The 17,092-nt window shown below is 34.7% G+C and carries 17 protein-coding genes; 15 read left to right on the plus strand and 2 right to left on the minus strand.

Annotation, left to right across the window (positions count from 1 at the left end; all coding sequences use genetic code 11):
* Positions 1-33: 33 nt before the first annotated feature.
* The 12 genes from K412_RS0118285 to K412_RS0118340 all read left to right on the plus strand — a co-directional run bounded on the left by K412_RS0118285 (position 34) and on the right by K412_RS0118340 (position 10,023).
* Positions 34-837, plus strand: coding sequence for a HesA/MoeB/ThiF family protein (locus K412_RS0118285; RefSeq protein WP_024834427.1), 804 nt, complete (start codon positions 34-36; stop codon positions 835-837).
* Positions 838-864: 27 nt separating this feature from the next.
* Positions 865-1,074, plus strand: coding sequence for a sulfur carrier protein ThiS (gene thiS, locus K412_RS0118290; protein ID WP_024834428.1), 210 nt, complete (start codon positions 865-867; stop codon positions 1,072-1,074).
* Between the two features lie 276 nt (positions 1,075-1,350).
* Positions 1,351-1,680, plus strand: a complete 330-nt coding sequence (trxA, locus tag K412_RS0118295) for a thioredoxin (protein ID WP_024834429.1) — start codon at positions 1,351-1,353, stop codon at positions 1,678-1,680.
* A gap of 64 nt (positions 1,681-1,744) precedes the next feature.
* On the plus strand, positions 1,745-2,923 hold the full coding sequence (metK, locus tag K412_RS0118300) for a methionine adenosyltransferase (RefSeq protein ID WP_024834430.1): 1,179 nt from the start codon (positions 1,745-1,747) through the stop codon (positions 2,921-2,923).
* Between the two features lie 37 nt (positions 2,924-2,960).
* Positions 2,961-3,989, plus strand: coding sequence for an ABC transporter substrate-binding protein (locus K412_RS0118305; RefSeq protein ID WP_024834431.1), 1,029 nt, complete (start codon positions 2,961-2,963; stop codon positions 3,987-3,989).
* Positions 3,990-4,026: 37 nt separating this feature from the next.
* Complete coding sequence (locus tag K412_RS0118310; RefSeq protein ID WP_024834432.1) at positions 4,027-5,283, plus strand: radical SAM protein; 1,257 nt, start codon at positions 4,027-4,029, stop codon at positions 5,281-5,283.
* Between the two features lie 35 nt (positions 5,284-5,318).
* On the plus strand, positions 5,319-5,780 hold the full coding sequence (locus tag K412_RS0118315) for a pyridoxamine 5'-phosphate oxidase family protein (RefSeq protein WP_024834433.1): 462 nt from the start codon (positions 5,319-5,321) through the stop codon (positions 5,778-5,780).
* 181 nt (positions 5,781-5,961) lie between these two features.
* Positions 5,962-6,843 carry an ABC transporter permease gene (locus K412_RS0118320; RefSeq protein WP_024834434.1) on the plus strand — a complete coding sequence of 294 codons (882 nt, stop codon included), beginning with the start codon at positions 5,962-5,964 and terminating at the stop codon, positions 6,841-6,843.
* Between the two features lie 18 nt (positions 6,844-6,861).
* Positions 6,862-7,653, plus strand: coding sequence for an ABC transporter ATP-binding protein (locus K412_RS0118325; RefSeq protein ID WP_024834435.1), 792 nt, complete (start codon positions 6,862-6,864; stop codon positions 7,651-7,653).
* A 30-nt stretch (positions 7,654-7,683) separates the two neighbouring features.
* Entirely contained in the window at positions 7,684-8,466 is a 783-nt protein-coding gene (locus K412_RS0118330; RefSeq protein WP_024834436.1) for a nucleoside phosphorylase, read from the plus strand.
* Between the two features lie 203 nt (positions 8,467-8,669).
* Positions 8,670-8,861, plus strand: a complete 192-nt coding sequence (locus K412_RS21525) for a hypothetical protein (RefSeq protein WP_051461063.1) — start codon at positions 8,670-8,672, stop codon at positions 8,859-8,861.
* 292 nt (positions 8,862-9,153) lie between these two features.
* Positions 9,154-10,023, plus strand: a complete 870-nt coding sequence (locus tag K412_RS0118340; RefSeq protein WP_024834437.1) for a DUF6544 family protein — start codon at positions 9,154-9,156, stop codon at positions 10,021-10,023.
* Positions 10,024-10,081: 58 nt separating this feature from the next.
* Here K412_RS0118340 and K412_RS0118345 read toward each other — a convergent pair whose 3' ends face one another.
* Complete coding sequence (locus K412_RS0118345) at positions 10,082-11,062, minus strand: tyrosine recombinase XerC (RefSeq protein WP_024834438.1); 981 nt, start codon at positions 11,060-11,062, stop codon at positions 10,082-10,084.
* An 84-nt stretch (positions 11,063-11,146) separates the two neighbouring features.
* The gene (locus tag K412_RS0118350; RefSeq protein ID WP_024834439.1) at positions 11,147-12,100 is read right to left on the minus strand and encodes a metallophosphoesterase family protein; all 954 of its coding nucleotides are present in this window, start codon (positions 12,098-12,100) and stop codon (positions 11,147-11,149) included.
* Positions 12,101-12,268: 168 nt separating this feature from the next.
* Here K412_RS0118350 and K412_RS0118355 point away from each other — a divergent pair, with 168 nt between their 5' ends.
* The 3 genes from K412_RS0118355 to K412_RS0118365 all read left to right on the plus strand — a co-directional run bounded on the left by K412_RS0118355 (position 12,269) and on the right by K412_RS0118365 (position 16,975).
* Positions 12,269-12,811, plus strand: coding sequence for a C40 family peptidase (locus K412_RS0118355; protein ID WP_024834440.1), 543 nt, complete (start codon positions 12,269-12,271; stop codon positions 12,809-12,811).
* 151 nt (positions 12,812-12,962) lie between these two features.
* Entirely contained in the window at positions 12,963-13,910 is a 948-nt protein-coding gene (locus K412_RS0118360) for a cysteine peptidase family C39 domain-containing protein (RefSeq protein WP_024834441.1), read from the plus strand.
* A gap of 188 nt (positions 13,911-14,098) precedes the next feature.
* A complete protein-coding gene (locus tag K412_RS0118365) occupies positions 14,099-16,975 on the plus strand; it encodes a glycoside hydrolase family 9 protein (RefSeq protein WP_024834442.1) in 2,877 nt (958 codons plus the stop codon).
* The last annotated feature ends 117 nt before the right edge of the window (positions 16,976-17,092 follow it).

A 17,092-nucleotide genomic window follows, 5' to 3' on the forward strand; every position in this document is an offset into this window, starting at 1 on the left:
TTACCGGAAAAACATTATGGGAGTTGATATAAAATGAGATTCACAAACTCACAGCTTGAAAGATATTCAAGACACATTATTTTGGATGAAGTTAGTGTTAAAGGTCAGGAAAAAATGCTAGATGCAAAGGTATTGATAATCGGAACAGGAGGACTTGGGGCACCGGCTGCAATGTATCTAGGCGCAGCGGGAATAGGAACCATTGGCTTAGTTGATGCAGATGTTGTAGATTTGTCAAATTTGCAGCGCCAGATTATTCATCAAACTAAGGATATTGGTAAGCCAAAGGTCATTTCTGGTAAAGAGAGTATTAATGAAATGAATCAGGATGTTAATGTAATTACATATCAGGAACGGGCTACTTCTGCAAATATTTTAGATATTATCAAGGATAAGGATTATGATTTTATTATTGATGGTACCGATAATTTTCCTGTTAAGTTTCTGATAAATGATGCATGTGTAATGCTAAAAAAACCGTTTTCACATGCAGGAATTATCAGATTTGATGGCCAGACAATGACATATCTTCCCGGAAAAGGCCCTTGCTATCGTTGCATTTTCGAAAATCCGCCTCCTCCAGACACTGTTCCTACTTGTCAGCAGGCAGGAGTACTTGGGGTTATGGGGGGAGTAATAGGTACAATTCAGGCAACAGAGGCTATAAAATATGTCACCGGAATTGGGGAACTATTGAATGGGAAGCTTTTGACGTACAATGCTAAAACAATGGAATTCAGAAAAATTAATATTCCTAGAAATACTCATTGTGCTATTTGCGGGGAAATACCAACAATTACCAAGCTTATAGATTATGAACTAAATGTATGCGGCTAAAAAATTATTAAAGGAGATTTGATTATTATGAAAATAACTCTAAATGGGAAAGAAAAAGAAATTGATAAGGAATTAACTATCTCTGAATTTTTACAGCAGAATTATGTAGAAACCCAAGAATATGTCACTGTTCAGCTAAATGACAGCATAATACCTAAAAGCGATTATGACAGTAATATAATCAAAGAGGGTGCTGTGATAGAATTACTCTATTATATGGGTGGAGGATGCAAGTAGTTAAGGATTTGTGGCATGGATAGGATATTATTAATGACATATACTTTTTAAACTGTAAGGAATGAACATGTTCTTTACAGTTTTTTTGTTATAGAAAATGAAAATTTTAACCAGTATTAATCTAAACTTTTTCTATTGTTAATCAAAAACGTAAGAAACTATAATATACATATCGGAAAAGTATGAATTATGATTCTCGAAAGAAGATATACAAAGAGCTCTTTGAAAAACAGAATTAAAAATTGAATACAGTGGATTTATGAAAGAGGTTTAAAAATGGTAACAGTATTTACGGATGAGAATTTTGAGAAAGAAGTACTTGAATCATCAATTCCGGTTCTAGTTGATTTTTATTCAAACAAGTGTGCACCTTGCAAGCTAATACTATCTGTTGTTGATGAGATTTCATGTGAATATGAAGGTGAACTTAAAGTTGGAAAAGTTAATGTTGAAGAGAACAGGGCTACTTGGGCAGTCTATGGTATAAAAGCCTTACCTACAGTACTCTTATTTAAAAAAGGTGAAGTTGCTGAAAAGGTAATTGGAGCAGTACAAAAAGATATATTTATTGAAAAAATTAATTTAGTACTTGAATCAGAAACTTAGAATATCACAGAAATATTATCAACATATAAAGAAAATTTTATGAATATAAAGGAGAGTTTTAATTATGTCAAAATTATTTACATCAGAATCAGTAACAGAAGGTCATCCAGATAAAATTGCAGATCAAATATCAGATGCTATCTTAGATGCATTAATTGAACAGGATCCATATTCCAGAGTAGCAGCAGAAACAACAGTTGCAACAGGATTAGCATTAGTAGTAGGTGAAATTACCACCAAAGCTTATGTTGACATTTCGAAGATTGTAAGAAAAACAATTAGAGATATTGGATATACACAAACTGACGGAGGATTCAATGCGGACTCAATTGCAGTACTTACTTCAATAGATGAACAATCAGCAGATATTGCATTAGGTGTTGACAAAGCATATGAGTCGAAAGTCAGTAATTCAAATGAAGATTTTGGCACCGGCGCCGGAGACCAGGGAATGATGTTCGGTTATGCAACCAATGAAACACCGGAATACCTACCAATCACTATTTCATTTGCTCACAGATTGACAAGGAGATTGGCAGAGGTTAGAAAAAATGGTACTCTCCCATACTTGAGACCGGACGGTAAATCACAAGTAACTGTGGAATTTGATGACAATGGAAAGGCAAAGAGAGTAGATACCGTTGTAATTTCTACACAGCATAGCGAAGACGTATCTTTAGAAAAAATTAGCGAAGATATTATTAAATATGTAATTAAAGAGGTAATACCAGAAAATTTATTGGATGAGAAGACAAGATACTTTGTGAATCCAACAGGAAGGTTTGTAATAGGCGGGCCTCAGGGAGATGCAGGTCTCACAGGCAGAAAAATTATTGTTGATACATATGGCGGGACTGGAAGACATGGCGGTGGAGCATTTTCAGGAAAAGACCCAACAAAAGTTGATAGATCAGCTGCCTATGCATCAAGGTGGGTTGCAAAAAACCTTGTAGCAGCAGGGGTGGCAGATAGACTTGAAATTGAAGTTGCATATGCAATAGGTGTAGCAAAACCAGTATCGATTTCAGTTGATACTTTTGGAACAGGTAAGATACCGGAAGCAAAGATTGTTGAAATAATTGAGAAAGAATTTGATTTAAGACCGGCAGCGATTATTGAAGCATTAAATTTGAGAAGGCCAATTTACAAACAGACAGCAGCATATGGGCATTTTGGAAGAACAGATATTGAATTACCTTGGGAAAAGCTTGATAAGGTTGATGACATAAAGAAGTACTTATAAAAATGTTTATTCAAGATTGAAATGATGGAGAACAGCTATGAAATATATAAAAAATAGAATAAGAGTAATTATAAGCGTAGCACTAACAACAATGTTAATATTGGGGGCCATGGGCTGCGGCAACAAAGATAATGCAAAAGATGCAGCTGCTTCTGATGATAAATCAAAGAAAGAAATTATATTAAATGTGGGAGATTTTCAATCATTCCCTACAACTGCACATACTGCTATTGCGGAAAACAACGGATATTTTGATGAGGAATTCAAAAAGGACAATATTACAGTGAAAGTATATCGGTTCATTAATGGACCTGCCATTAATGAGGCGTTTGCATCCGGGGCAATTGACGTTGCGCCAGCAGGTGATCAGCCTACCATTACCGGAATTGCCAATAGCAAAGCATGCAAAATTATTGCTATAGGAGAGAGAGCTAAAGGAACCTCTGCTTTATTTGTACGCAGTGATTCCAAGTTTACAGATATTTCTCAAGTGAAAGGTAAGAAAGTAGCAGTTAGTGTTGGCACTTACTCACAAAAAATTCTGAATCAATGGTTAGAAAAAGCTGGACTACAGGAGTCAGATATCAATCTTGTGAATATTCAATCAGCTTCAGACGTGCTAAATGCTCTAGTGGCAGGGAATGTTGATTTCGCAGTAAATTCATTAATGGCTTTCTGGGATGCTTATAGCAGCGGGAAAATAAAAAAGATTATAGACAATGAAGAAAATCCTGCTTATGTAACGTATGTAGCAAGAAATGAATATTTAAAGGAACACCCGGATATAGTGGTACGTTATCTCAAGGTGCTGGACCGAGCATACGAATGGCAAAAAACTCATATTAAAGAGACTGCAGCTATAAGCGAAAAAATCACAGGAATGAATGCAAAATCTTTAGAGGTATTGTTGCCAAAGGTAGACTTAAATCTGGATATAAACGCTGAAGATATTGATGCACTGGGCAAAACCAATACCTTTATGATTAATCGTGATTTAGTAAGAGGGGATTTTAATATAAAAGACTATATTGATGATTCATTTATCAAAAAAGCCCTTGGAAAATAATTTGTTATTGTGAATATGTTCACGGGAAGGAAGTAATATGACAATTAAACTTGAAAATTGGAGAAAAGAAGAATTAGGTATCAATGATGTTATTAAAAAATACCCGGATGTTTCAAGATTTGTAATTCTGAAGACTGATGTACAACGCAGAGGCTATGCTTTGTCAGATAAGGCGAGAGAATTGTTTGACCCTGATATCCATCAGTCAAAGGGAAGAACTGTATTTATTAATAGGGAGAACATAAATCCTTCAGGATTAATTCTACGTGACGGAACATTAATCGTAGGAAGCTACACAGAAGAAGCTAATTTCGGAATACGGGATCCATATTTAGTGGATGTGGTGAATGGTAAATTGGTTCTCACAGATCAGGGAGAAGTACTGGAGGAAGTAGAATATTGGAGAAAGCCCCACTTCTTTGATAAACTTACCAGCAAAGGTAATCCTATGTGGCAGATTGTTGGCTCCAGGCCTCAACGTTTTGATATTGCACTTAACAAACACTGCCATTTTTGGGATAAACCAGGAGGTGGCTGCAAGTATTGCACAATAGGCTCTTTAGCAAAAGAGAATAAAGATAAAAATATTTCAAATTTATTGGATATTGATGAGGTCTTTGAAGCAGTGCAAGAGGGACTAAAGCAAAAGGGGAGATTTACCACTTTCTGCTTGACAATGGGCTCAATACTTACAGGAGAAGAGCTATTTGACCATGAAATTCAATTGTACGTTGATTTATTTTCAAAGTTGAAGAAATTGTTCAAAGAGAATAAGATTCATGCTCAAATTGTTGGTTCTGCATACTCCAAAAAGCAACTAGAAGTACTCCGAGATAAAACAGGTGTTATATCCTATACTACTGACCTTGAAGTGTTGAACCCTAAGCTTTTTGAATGGATTTGCCCAGGGAAGGCAGAATTTGTTGGATATAATGAATGGAAGAAACGTCTTTATGATGCTGTTGAGGTATTTGGAAAGGGTAATGTAAATACAGGTATTGTTGGCGGTGTGGATTTAGCACAGCCATATGGATATAAGACAGAAGCAGAAAGCTTGAAGGCAAATTTTGCTGAAGCAGAGGAGCTAGCTAAGCATGGTGTAAGCGTTATCAATTCAGTATGGCACGTATCACCTGGTACATATTTTCACAATCAGATTCCACCTTCACTTGAATATTACGTTCAATTGTCTAAAGGACTTAATGATATCAGAGAGGCTTACGGGATTGATGTGTATTTTGATGATTATCGCCGTTGCGGAAACCATCCTAGCAGTGATTTAGCAAGGATTTAATATTTGAATATTTTTTGAAAGGATGTGCTATTTCAATGGCAATAACAATAAATAATGAAATAAGAGAATTACTAAGGGATAAGCAAACCCTTAAAGTTTTAGCATCAGTTGATAAAACAGGTAAACCCCATGTAGCCTTTAAAGGTTCAATAGATGTGGATGAGGATGGGAATTTATATTACCTAGAGGTTTTGGAAAGCTCACAGACCAATAAGAATTTAACCAACAGCATTTGGTTTGATAAATATGTGGCAATAAATATTTTTGGTGCCAACAAAAAAAGTTATCAGATAAAAGGAATACCTGTAAAATTACATATCTCAGGGCCATTATTTGAAGAAAAATATAAACAGGCAGTTGAAAAGCATCCCGGAATCGGAATATCAGGCATTTGGGTTATCCGCCCAGAAGAAGTCAAAGAGGAAACCTTCTCTATAAGGGTACAGGAAGAAAGAGATAATCATCCGATTCTAGGTCATCTGGATCAGTTGATTTAAAATGTGAATTTAAATTTGCTATGGACTTTATTGGGTTTTTGCAAAACACCAAAAGTGCTGTCTTTAAATAGAATTTTGAAAGTCTATTTTTAAGACAGCTTTGTTCTATTGACTAAAAATAATCAAAAGTCATTTCGTATATTAATCCATCACATATAATTTTTTAGAAAGGAACATTAATATGGCAAATATTTCAGCAAAAAATGAAGTTTCATCAAATTATATTGAAGATTTTGATGATTTGAATATCAATCTGTTTGAGAAGGCAAACAAGGTAAATAAGAAGTTGGTAAAGTCAAATATTAAGAGTCAAATAAGGAATATTATATATCTACTTATTGCTCCTGTTTTTGTTTTGCTTATATGGGAGCTAGGCTGCAAAAAAGGCTTCATAAATACCATGATTCTACCTTCGCCGTCTAGTTTATTGGATACAACAATACATCTTATTGAAAATGGTAAACTTGGCGGACATCTGAAAATCAGTGGTATTAGAGTAGTTCAAGGATTTTTAATCGGAACAGTCAGCGGAGTTGTTGTTGGCTCGATTATGGGACTATCTCGAAGTATAAACAAGATATTAAGTGCTTTTGTAGGTATTTTACGGCCAATTCCAATGATAGCATGGATTCCTCTTCTTATTCTTTGGATGGGCATAGATGAAGAGTCAAAAATAGCTGTTATTGTAATTGGAAGTTTTTGGCCTGTCTTAATTAATACAATTCATGGTATACAGTCAGTAGATCTAAAATTATTGGAAGTAGCAAAGATATTAGAAAAGTCAACTTTTGAGATTCTAATCCGTGTCATATTTCCATCGGCTCTCCCTGCTATATTCACAGGTATAAGGTTAGGTATGGGTTCTGCATGGACCTGCGTAGTTGCAGCTGAAATGATTGCTGCTGCAAAAGGAATTGGCTATATGATAATGTACGCAAGAGAACTATCTCAGCCCGATGTTGTTTTTGTTGGAGTGATATCTATTGGAATTATCGGACTGCTTATTGATACCCTAATACTAAAACTACAAAATAAAGTATTAATCTGGAATATAATGGAATAATGGAAGGAGATGAGGAAAATGAACTTTGATAAGGTTGAAACTCAAGGATTAAAGATTGAGAATATATCAAAAACTTTTGAGATAAATGGTGATGAGGTTGAGGCACTTGAGGATATTAACTTGGACGTGAAGGAAGGGGAATTTATCAGTATTGTAGGTGCCAGCGGATGCGGAAAGAGTACTTTGCTTAAATTAATAATGGGTTTGGAGAAAAGTACAAGTGGAAAGATTAAGGTCGGAGAGCGTTTTGTTGATAAACCTTCCATTGACCGCGGTATGATTTTTCAAGAAGCAAGATTATATCCTTGGTTAACTGTTGAAAAGAATATTGAATTTGGAATAACAAAGAAACTTAGTAAGAAAGAAAAGAAAAAAATTGTTGCAGAGCATATTGAATTGGTTGGACTAAATGGCTTTGAAAAAGCACTTCCAAAACAGTTATCGGGAGGAATGCAGCAAAGAGTAAGCATTGCCAGAGCACTTGTCAATAACCCGGATATACTATTGTTAGATGAGCCTTTTGGAGCATTGGATGCACTTACGAGAATTAGTATGCAGAACGAAATTCTTAAGCTTTGGGAAGTAGAAAAAAAGACCATGATTCTTGTTACACATGATATTGATGAAGCGATTTATCTTGGTGATAGAATAGTTATACTATCAAGCAGACCGGGGAAAATCAAAAAGATTGTTACTGTTAATTTACCAAGACCAAGGGAACGCACAAATAGCGTTTTTCAGAGTATTAGGAAGGAAATCTATCAGCATTTCTTTGAAAATACAGAATATCCCATTGAATACTATATTTAAAATAAAGTTAAAAAAAGGATGGTTATACATATGGAGCAAATATGCCCTTTACACGAGTATGACAATACAAGGGAGGCATACATTGAGCCTTCAATGGGGAGAAATATTTATCTTGAGGAGACGATACCCAGCAGTGCGGTTTTTACATTCTCAGGAAAACTCATTGAACAACTTTCTAAGCTTGAAAGTGTAAAAAAAATTGGATATATTGAAACCCAAATTGAAAAATCAGATATTTTCAAATCAGAGTATGCCGGTAAACCCTTTGCTTTTTCACAGATGCCAGTAGGTGCAGCAGCTGCGGCAATCAAGCTTGAAAGACTGATTGCTCTGGGTGTTAACAAAATAATTGTTTTTGGTTCGGCAGGTGTTTTAAATCATGAAATCAGTGCGGGAAACATTTTGATACCTGTATCTGCTGTGAGGGACGAGGGTACAAGTTACCACTATTTACCACCATCGAGGGAAATTGAAATGAATCAGGAAGTTGTTAATTCTATAGTAGAAATACTTGAAAAGCACCATATTCATTATAAAAAATGCAAGACCTGGACTACAGATGCAATTTTCAGAGAAACTGAAAAAAAGGTTGCAAAGCGAAAAAGTGAGGGGTGTTTGACTGTTGATATGGAATGTTCAGCACTCCTGGCTATATCTGAGTTTAGGAAAATTAAATATGGTCAGCTTCTATATGCACAAGACAGCTTAGGCAGTATTAAGTGGGATCCGAGAGATAACTGGGTTATGATGGAGAGCCATTTAGCAATTGAAAAGATGTTTTTCCTTGCTGCAGAAATTGCTACAAACCTATAAACTGTAAAAGTCCAAATCTAGTCTTGTAATAATCAAAATATATTCTATAGAGATGACGGAAAAATTAAATACTGGGAATTGTTGAAGGTTCCCAGACTAATAAAAATGTAACTTATGCACTGTGGTTTAATAAAAAAGTAGCAATTAATATCATTACAAAGGACTGGAAAAGTTACCAGATAAAGGGGATTTCAGTAAAATCATTGGTTGCAGGACATGAGTATGAGGAGGCATATGCGGCAGCTCAACAGAGGAATCCGTCGAATGATTTTGCAGCAGTATATTATATTGAGCCAATTGAAGTAATTGAGGAAAGTTATTCAGTACGTCAAGCACAGGAAGCGAAAAAGCATCCACTCTACATTCATTTAGACAGGTTGGCTAAGGACGCATAATGATGTACCGTAATACCAATAAATTATTCATTATTGACATAATACATAACATGTTATATATTTAACACATTATACTAATGAAAAAAATGGAAATTAACAGGTATACGTGAAGTATGCAATTTATGGGACTTTATTTTCTTTATGTAATAGGATTCAAACAATTGGTGACAAAGAATTTACAGGTATTACACTGAAATAACAATACAAGTGTTAGTTACAAAGTATCTGTCCTTTGTCGCGTTAGGTGGATTTGCTTTGTTCTTTAGCATAAAAATGTACAAGGAGTTATCGAATGAAAGTACATAGGAGAAATATGATTATGATTATTATCGGAGCTGTTTTTCTACTAATAGGAATTTTGTTGATTTATTGGGGTATACCATATTCTCCATTTGAAAGTTCCTTCGACAAGGATATGAAAAAGCGAATTTTAGAAATTGCGGAAAATAAAGAAATTTGCACTCATGATGAAGTGGAACGTTTACCCGAAGCATTTAAAAAGCACTGCAAATATATTGGATTGGTTGGAAGTAAAAAAAATAATGCAGTAAATATAGTGTTTCACGACACAAGGTTTGTATTTGACAGTAATAAGGGCACTATACTTGATATGGAATATAATTTATGGTTACTCTGTGATAAACCTTTTAGGAGTGCTTTTTGTAAATCTAGCATGTTTGGGGTTCCATTTGATGGTATTGATTATTGTTCTGATGACAAGGTTGGCGGAATGAAGGGGATTCTTGGAAAAGCTATTGAATTATTTGATGTCCACAATCAACAAATGTACAAGGCTGGATTGATATCCTGGTTAGCAGAAGGTGCCTGTGTAAATCCCTGTATCTTACTATCGGATTTTATTACATATGAAGAAATTGATTCTACCCATGTAAAGGCAAAAATCACCTATAATGGAGTGGAAGGGGTAGGGATATTTAACTTTGATGAGCAAGGGAGATTAATGAGCTTTGAAAGTGATGAACGACAGGTAGAGAAGATAAATGGAATTATGACGCCGATAGGGTGGAAAGCTAAATACGATAATTACAAAGACAAAAATGGTATATTGATACCTGGTAGTATGCAAGCTATAAAGATATATCCTGATAGAGAATTAGTTTACTTTGATTCAAATAATATTGAAATATACTACTACAAATAAGCAAAACCACAGTTCAAATATCTGAACTGCGGTTTACATAAAACATAATGCAACGAAATTACTTCGCACTAAAATCCGAAAGGGGATGCTTATTTACAGCTTCTTTTAACTGCTGTTGATCCAAATGAGTATATATTTCAGTAGTAGAAATACTTTCGTGACCAAGAATCTCCTGCAAAGCTCTGATATCAACGTTACCATATTTGTACATCAGGGTTGCGGCAGTATGTCTCAGCTTGTGAGTTGAGTAACGCTGTGGGTCAAGACCGGCTTCTTTTATGTACCTTTTAACTATTTTTTGTACGGATTCTTTGCTGATTCTCTGGTTCCTACGGCTTATAAACAAAGCATTTTTATCTTTGAGACCGTTTACGGGACGTACCTTCATATAGTCTTCAATAGCCTGAAGGCAAGCTTTATTCAGTGGTATGCTGCGTTCTTTACCGCCTTTACCAAATACTGTAAGAGTATTATCCTTAATATTCTGAAGATTTATTCCGACTAGTTCAGAAAGACGTATTCCACAGTTTAAAAAAATTGTAATTATTGCATAGTCTCTCACGGAATATTCATGGTCCGCTTCGGTTACTGAGGTCAAGAGCTTTTTGCTTTCATCAAAATTAAGATATCTGGGAAGCCTCTTTAAAATTTTGGGAGACTCCAATTCAATAGTAGGGTTTACATCCAGTAGCTTAGCCTTTGTCGAGAGGTAGTTAAAAAATGATTTTAGACTTGCAACTTTTCTTGCACGTGTATGGGAGGTATTATCTCTTTTGTTGCTGACAAAGGACATATATGTATATAAATCACTGAGTGTAACAGTTTTTAAAAGAGATATATCAATATCCGTAATCTCTATGCTATCAAATTCAATATTTTTATCGACGATATTTCTATGCAACTTTAAAAAACGAAAGAATATTCTGAGATCATAAAAATACACCTGTATGGTGTTTATGGATTTACCTTTTATAGTTTGCATGTAATTCAAGAAATCTCTTAAAACAACAGGCATTTCAAAATCATATATATTTTTCATATGTAAAACCCCTATGTAATATTAATAGATGCATATGATAGATAATTCATATATCTATTAGTATATCACATAAGATATGGATTTTCAGCAATCCTCCTTGTCAGATTTGAGATCTTTATTTACACAATCTTCATAGTCATGATTGCTGTTCATATCAAATTCTTCAATAGGTACAGGGCCTCTCATAACATATCTTTCAACTTGCAGAACACCGTTTTCGTCTGCACGGACTCTCCAATCAACCATTAATATTTTTCCTTCTAAAATTTCTATACCTGTTATACCTTTTGAATGAATGCAGCAGCCGGTGTTAAAGTAAGGAAGTTCTTTAGGCTTTGGGAATTTTTGTCTGTGAGTATGCCCGCAAATAAGCATTATTTTATGTTTTTGAATCCACTTTTTATAATTCCTCTCAATTTTATGTCTTTTAAAATGGTTTCTGGCAGGGCTTGATGGATTGTGGAAGCCTACAACATGCATATATCGCCAGAAGTAACGTAAAAGGAGCATGGAAATAAACCAGAGCTGATCATTCATTAAATCACCCTGATGCCCGTGAACAACAAGTATTTCCTGACCGGTGCTTTTATTTTTTAATACAAGAGATTCTATTGGTGTCATTCCTTTAAGCAAATCATGAATATCCTGACTATAATCATCATAATAGCTGTAAAAATTCTTACTTACATAGTCCTTGTTTTTAAGATAAATATTATGGTTACCATAAAGCATGATAAATCTATTATCTTCAAAGAATTTTTTAATAACTATAAAAACATCGCTGTGGGCTAATCTGATATGTCTGAACTTTGTATATTCCCATAACTCATCGCCGTCTCCGGCCTCAACGTATATATATCCGTTGTCAAAATAATAGTTTAGTGCATGACGGAAAATATTCTGATTTCTGGCAAACTCATCGGAAATGCTGTCATCTCCTCTATGTGAATCACTGAAAAATATATATTTAGAATTATTATCAAACAGTTGAAGCCTGGCATTTCTATAAGCTTTTAACAGTCTTTTTTCCGTGAACATTCCATCATTCCTTATATTTAATGCTATTTAATAATATTATGCAGATACATTGGGAGGTTATCCATGAAAAGTATTCCAGAAATGTTTTGAATAATTTTTGCTAAAACTCCATAAATTCTTCATGTTGGAATTGCCAACTATTTAGTAAAGCATTAAAAGGAGGATTAAATGTTAGGCAAGTATAGAAAGCTTCTGATAGGCTGCACTTTGGTATTACAGCTTTTCTTTATTTCAACTAATGTAATGGCCTCAAACAGTCAATCAGAAGCTGCAATAACCAATATTGATATAAGAAGTACATCGGTTTTAGATACAACTGATTACAACGGGTACATTGTAAAAATGGTAGTTGACTATGCCAAGAAATTTATTGGTGTAAAATATGTTTATGGTGGGACAAGCCCAGATGGGTTTGATTGTTCCGGTTTCATTGGGTATGTATATAAGAAATTCGGCGTCAAGCTAGCCAGAACTGCACAAAGTATGTATTCTAACGGTAAGAAAGTATCAAGAAATGCTTTGAAAGCAGGAGATATACTGTTTTTTGATGCTTCCTCCAGAAGCAAAGTAGGAGCAGTTAACCATGTAGGTATTTATTTAGGCGGTGATAAATTTATTCATGCATCCTCTTCAAAAGGCTCTGTTCGTATTCAAAAATTATCCCAATACAAAGGTTTATATATAGGTGCAAAAAGAGTTATAGACTACTAAAACAATATATATTGTTTTAGTACAGCCTAATAATATATAATATAGGTGTAATTATGTAACTTATGGTTATAATGTGAAATTCAGGCGACAAATGTACTACGTATATGTAATTCTATTTAATTTAAATAATATTATTGGGAGGATGTAAAATATGAGAAATTTTCCGCTGATTTTTAACAGTGAACTTAATTGCATTTCAAGTCCCATAATTTCATTTATGGCATGGAAAGGTTTGGAGTATAGGCTGGCTTTTTCATATATATGGGGTTTCAGCTTTAATGACGAAGATCAAGCTTATCCTGGAGCATTAGGACCAAGAATAGAAGAAGGTTTCAATAATATATTTGAATGTCTGTCTTATTTTTATAATGTAGAGATTAACAGACATTATGATATAGGGACAGAAGAAATATATCAACTGGTTAAAGAAGAAACTTCAAAAGGTATGCCTGTAATTATTTTCACAGATATGTATAACTGTGTATGGACTAATTTGTTTAAAAAAGTACACCTTAATCATTCATGCACAGTAGTAGATTTAGATAAAGAGAGAAATCTATTTTGCATTGATTCGGCACCTCCCTGTGATGGAGCAATTATGAAAATTGAGGACTTTCATGAAAGTTGTACCGGGTGTCTCACTATAAATTTAGATAAATATAAGGATAGTGAAATTGATTGGCGAGTTATTCTACATAATGCTGTAAACCGTGCAAATAAAAATGAAGCTTTTTCTTCCTTGGACAGATTCGTAAATAGTTTTAAAAGCTCCTTTGATTTGGAAGCTGAATTGAAAACTGCCCACGGAAATGATCCGCATAATGCCCATATTATATGGAGGCTTTTGAGAATATCCGGTGGTAGGACGCTTTTTAGTATTTTTTTAGAGTATTTAGGTGAAAAGTACAATAACATTGAATTACTCAATTTTTCTAAAGAATTTAAATCAATAAGTGACAAATGGAAAATTAATCACGCACTTGTTTTGAGATATATGAAAAATCCTGAAAACAAAGACATCCTTAATAGAATTTCAAATAACTTTTCAATTATTTCAGAATCAGAAGCTAAAATGGCAGATAAATTATTAAAACTATAATATATAGTATTATTTATGAAAAAATAACAAAATGATTGCATTTTTTTCGTACAACCTTTTACAAAATTATTTTATTAATGTATTAATTTGGTATAATTGTTGTAAGGAGCTCTTTTTTACCATAATAAGGCTAAAGGAGTTCCGGTAAATTTAATACATATAAAATAATTTTTAGGGGGAGTTAAACAATGTCAAGAGTACGAAAAGAAAGGAAAAAGAGGCTGTCGATTTTGCTGGTTCTTGCTCTTATTGCAGGACAAATTATGTCGATGGTTACGGTATCGGCGGAAGCACCGCCAACTTCTTTTACTCCGGCTGAAGGCTGGGAGGATTATGATTATTTTAACTTTGCAGAAGCATTGCAGAAATCACTTTATTTTTACGATGCAGAGAAATGCGGCGAAGAAGCCGGTTGTGACAAAGGAGGCAGGCTTGAATGGAGGGGTTCCTGCCACGAAGGTGATGCAGCAATTCCACTAGAATACACATCACTATCAGATGAATTCTTAGCGAAGTACAGAGACATTATTGACCCAGACGGGGACGGAACTGTAGATGTACATGGAGGATTTCATGATGCTGGAGACCATGTTAGATTTGGTCTTCCTCAGAGCTATGCTGCGGCTACATTAGGATGGGGCTTTAATGAATTCAGAGATGCATTTAAAGCAATTGGTGAAGAAGAGCATATGATAGAAATTTTAAGATATTTTACTGACACATTTTTACGTTGCTCTTACTTTGATAAAAACGGAGAATTAATTGCATTTTGTTATATGGTTGGTGAAGGTGACGTAGACCACTGTTATTGGGGACCACCAGAATTATATCCAGAAGAATATCAAAGGACCAGACCTGCTGATTTTGCAACTTATGATTCACCTGGTAGTGATGTTTGTGCTAGTACCGCTACAGCACTTGCTACATCATACATGAACTTTAAGGATGAAGATCCGGAATATGCAGCTGAGTGTCTAAGAGTTGCAGAAGCAATGTATGATTTTGCCGTTAAGTACAGAGGAAAGCACCAAGGTGATGGCTACTATACATCCGATTATGATGAAGATGAATTAGCTTGGGCTGCTGCATGGTTATATGAATGTACTGGCAACATGGACTACATAGATGACATTACTAGAGTTGATGAAACAGGAAACTATGTTGGATATATGAAGAGAATTATACCTGAAACATTTAAGCAGAATGTTTGGTACAATTCATGGGTACATTGCTGGGATGCAGTATGGGGAGGAACATTCCTGAAACTGAATCAATTATTCCCTGAAAATGAGCTGTTTGAATTTATTGCTAGATGGAATGTAGAATTTTTATCAGGTGGTAAGTGCCCACATGAAGATCCTACAGATAAAAACTACTATAAAACATCACCAGCAGGATATACAATGATAAACGGTTGGGGTTCTGCACGTTATAATACTGCTGCTCAACTATCTGCACTTGTTTTCATGAAAAATAACCCTGACAGACCTGATTTTGGAGAATGGGCTAAGGGTGCGATGGAATACCTTATGGGAAGAAATCCTATGGGTTATTCATATATAGTAGGTTACGGCTATGAAAAGGGACTGCCTTTTGCTCGTCATCCACACCATAGAGCGGCTCATGGTTCAAAAACAAATAGCATGAATGACCCTGAGGAACACAGACACATTTTATGGGGTGCATTGGCTGGTGGACCAGACTTAAATGACTACCATATAGATTCAACTACTGAGTACGCGTATAACGAAGTAACTGTTGATTATAATGCAGCATTTGTTGGAGCTCTTGCAGGATTATATCATTATTATGGACAGGGACAAGAGCCAATACCAAACTTCCCTCCAAAGGAACCAAGAACAGACGATTACTATTGCGAAGCAAAAGTGGCAAGAGAGACCGCAGACAGTACACAAGTAGTATTAAAGATTCATAACGAGTCAAGCCAACCTCCTCATTATGAAACTGGAATGATGGCAAGATATTTCTTTAATATTGATGAGTTACTAAAAAATGAGCAAACAATTGATGATATAATCTTCTCTGTTGAATACGATGAACAGATTTCAATGCAACAGGATCCTATAAAATTAACAGGGCCATTTAAATGGGATGATGCGGGAACATACTATTATCAATTTGATTGGAGCGGCAGTAAAATCTATGGAGACAGAGAGCTTCAAATATCATTTAGAGTTAAACAGGATAAAAACTACTTGACTCATTGGGATTCATCAAACGATTACAGTAAAGAAGGTCTTACTACTGAATATGCAGTAACAAAGAAAATCCCTGTATATTTGGATGGTAAATTAGTATATGGTGAAGAAGCTCCAAAACTTGACCCTAAAGATCCATCTGATGAAGATCCGGATACTACTCCGCCACAAATTCAGTTATTGTATAAGACTGGAGAAGTTGATTTAACAAAAAATACAATAAGATCAACTATAAATATTAAGAATACTGGTACTGTTCCAGTTAAATTATCAGATATTAAAGTTCGTTATTGGTTCACAAATGACGGAAGTGCACAAAATACATTTGTATGTGACTATGCTGTTTGCGGTGCAGAAAATGTACTAGGAAAATGCTATAGCATAGATAATCCGGTAACGGGCGCTGATACATATTGTGAAATTTCATTTACAGACAATGCTGGTATTCTCGGCGCAGGTGGAACTACGGGAGATATACCTTTCAGAATTGAAGGAGATTCAGAATATGATAAGTCAAATGACTATTCCTACAATTCAAAAATGGATACTCTTGGTGTAAACGACAAAATAACTGCCTATATCAAGGATGAGCTCAAATGTGGTATTGAACCAGTTAAAATAATAATTGATAATCCTATAAAAATTGGTGACTTAGATAATAGCGGAGATATTAATGCTTTAGACATTGCTATATTGAAAAAGTATCTACTTGGAACTCTACAATTAGATGCAACTGCTTTGGTTGCAGCAGATGTAAACGGGGACGGCTCAGTTGATGCTATTGATTTTGCTTTATTCAAAAAGCATCTTCTTGGTACATTGCCTTCATTCCCTGTAGAAGACTAACATCTTTGATAACTGATTATATCTGAAATAGTATAAACTCAAAATTAATTCAATCACATTTATTATATTAACACTAAAATATTCTACAAAAGACCGTACTCCTAATCTATTTGAACG

The organism is Ruminiclostridium josui JCM 17888, from assembly GCF_000526495.1.
GTDB classification, from domain to species: Bacteria; Bacillota; Clostridia; order Acetivibrionales; family DSM-1351; genus Ruminiclostridium; species Ruminiclostridium josui.

Excerpts from the sequence above, each read along its gene's own strand:
- K412_RS0118285 (WP_024834427.1), top strand. The coding sequence starts at position 34 with ATGAGATTCACAAACTCACAGCTTGAAAGATATTCAAGACACATTATT.
- thiS (WP_024834428.1), top strand. The coding sequence starts at position 865 with ATGAAAATAACTCTAAATGGGAAAGAAAAAGAAATTGATAAGGAATTA.
- trxA (WP_024834429.1), top strand. The coding sequence starts at position 1,351 with ATGGTAACAGTATTTACGGATGAGAATTTTGAGAAAGAAGTACTTGAA.
- metK (WP_024834430.1), top strand. The coding sequence starts at position 1,745 with ATGTCAAAATTATTTACATCAGAATCAGTAACAGAAGGTCATCCAGAT.
- K412_RS0118305 (WP_024834431.1), top strand. The coding sequence starts at position 2,961 with ATGAAATATATAAAAAATAGAATAAGAGTAATTATAAGCGTAGCACTA.
- K412_RS0118310 (WP_024834432.1), top strand. The coding sequence starts at position 4,027 with ATGACAATTAAACTTGAAAATTGGAGAAAAGAAGAATTAGGTATCAAT.
- K412_RS0118315 (WP_024834433.1), top strand. The coding sequence starts at position 5,319 with ATGGCAATAACAATAAATAATGAAATAAGAGAATTACTAAGGGATAAG.
- K412_RS0118320 (WP_024834434.1), top strand. The coding sequence starts at position 5,962 with ATGGCAAATATTTCAGCAAAAAATGAAGTTTCATCAAATTATATTGAA.
- K412_RS0118325 (WP_024834435.1), top strand. The coding sequence starts at position 6,862 with ATGAACTTTGATAAGGTTGAAACTCAAGGATTAAAGATTGAGAATATA.
- K412_RS0118330 (WP_024834436.1), top strand. The coding sequence starts at position 7,684 with ATGGAGCAAATATGCCCTTTACACGAGTATGACAATACAAGGGAGGCA.
- K412_RS0118340 (WP_024834437.1), top strand. The coding sequence starts at position 9,154 with ATGAAAGTACATAGGAGAAATATGATTATGATTATTATCGGAGCTGTT.
- K412_RS0118345 (WP_024834438.1), bottom strand. The coding sequence starts at position 11,062 with ATGAAAAATATATATGATTTTGAAATGCCTGTTGTTTTAAGAGATTTC.
- K412_RS0118350 (WP_024834439.1), bottom strand. The coding sequence starts at position 12,100 with ATGTTCACGGAAAAAAGACTGTTAAAAGCTTATAGAAATGCCAGGCTT.
- K412_RS0118355 (WP_024834440.1), top strand. The coding sequence starts at position 12,269 with ATGTTAGGCAAGTATAGAAAGCTTCTGATAGGCTGCACTTTGGTATTA.
- K412_RS0118360 (WP_024834441.1), top strand. The coding sequence starts at position 12,963 with ATGAGAAATTTTCCGCTGATTTTTAACAGTGAACTTAATTGCATTTCA.
- K412_RS0118365 (WP_024834442.1), top strand. The coding sequence starts at position 14,099 with ATGTCAAGAGTACGAAAAGAAAGGAAAAAGAGGCTGTCGATTTTGCTG.